This window comes from Cohnella sp. GbtcB17 (genome assembly GCF_019091135.1).
In the GTDB taxonomy this organism is placed as follows: domain Bacteria; phylum Bacillota; class Bacilli; order Paenibacillales; family Paenibacillaceae; genus Cohnella.
Genome location: NZ_JAGXJW010000140.1, coordinates 1 through 1,587, shown reverse-complemented (window position 1 = coordinate 1,587; position 1,587 = coordinate 1). Strand labels below are relative to the sequence as shown.

1 rRNA gene is annotated in these 1,587 nt (G+C 54.2%); it reads right to left on the bottom strand.

The window, feature by feature from the left end:
• Window positions 1-1,587 (bottom strand): 23S ribosomal RNA (locus tag KVT38_RS33325); the annotation flags it as partial.

Here is a 1,587-nt window from a genome sequence, read left to right as displayed (position 1 = left end):
TTCACGGTGACAGGTTAGAACCTAGATACGATCAGGGTGGTATCCCAACGGCGCCTCCATTGAAGCTTGCGCTCCAACTTCTTAGGCTCCCACCTATCCTGTACAGACCGTACCCAAGTTCAATATCAAGCTACAGTAAAGCTCCATGGGGTCTTTCCGTCACGTCGCGGGTAACCTGCATCTTCACAGGTACTAAAATTTCACCGGATCTCTCGTTGAGACAGCGCCCAAGTCGTTACGCCATTCGTGCGGGTCAGAATTTACCTGACAAGGAATTTCGCTACCTTAGGACCGTTATAGTTACGGCCGCCGTTTACTGGGGCTTCGGTTCACAGCTTCGGGTTGCCCCTAACCGCTCCCCTTAACCTTCCAGCACCGGGCAGGCGTCAGCCCGTATACTTCGCCTTACGGCTTCGCACAGACCTGTGTTTTTGCTAAACAGTCGCTTGGGCCTATTCACTGCGGCCCCCTCGGGCTATTCACCCTACCGAGGCACCCCTTCTCCCGAAGTTACGGGGTCATTTTGCCGAGTTCCTTAACGAGAGTTCTTCCGCGCGCCTTAGAATTCTCTTCTCGCCTACCTGTGTCGGTTTGCGGTACGGGCACCTTCTCCTGGCTAGAGGCTTTTCTCGGCAGCGTGAGCACGGAACCTTCGGTACTGTAATTTTCCCTCCCCATCACAGCTCAAGGTATTAGTGTGCGGATTTGCCTACACACACCCCTCACTGCTTGGACGAGCTATTCCATCAGCTCGCGTTCTTGCCCTCCTGCGTCCCCCCATCGCTCATAACGGATTACGGTGGTACAGGAATTTCAACCTGTTGTCCTTCGACTACGCCTTTCGGCCTCGCCTTAGGTCCCGACTTACCCTGAGCGGACGAACCTTCCTCAGGAACCCTTAGGCTTTCGGCGGACAGGATTCTCACCTGTCTTTTCGTTACTCATACCGGCATTCTCACTTGAATGCAGTCCACCGGTCCTCTCGGTCCGACTTCAACCCGCATTCAACGCTCCCCTACCCAAGTACCTTAAGGTACATGCCATAGCTTCGGTGGTGTGTTTAGCCCCGTTACATTTTCGGCGCAGAGTCACTCGACCAGTGAGCTATTACGCACTCTTTAAATGGTGGCTGCTTCTAAGCCAACATCCTGGTTGTCTTCGCAACTCCACATCCTTTCCCACTTAACACACACTTGGGGACCTTAGCTGATGATCTGGGCTCTTTCCCTCTTGACGACGGATCTTAGCACTCGCCGTCTGACTCCCGAGCATACATCCATGGCATTCGGAGTTTGACTGGACTTGGTAACCCTTGGCGGGCCCCGCACCCAATCAGTGCTCTACCTCCATGATGCTACATCTCGAGGCTAGCCCTAAAGCTATTTCGGGGAGAACCAGCTATCTCCGAGTTCGATTGGAATTTCACCCCTACCCCCACGTCATCCCTGATCTTTTCAACGCTCACGAGTTCGGGCCTCCAGTAAGTGTTACCTCACCTTCACCCTGCACAGGGGTAGATCACCCGGTTTCGGGTCTACGCCTACGTACTAAAGCGCCCTATTCAGACTCGCTTTCGCTGCGGCTCCG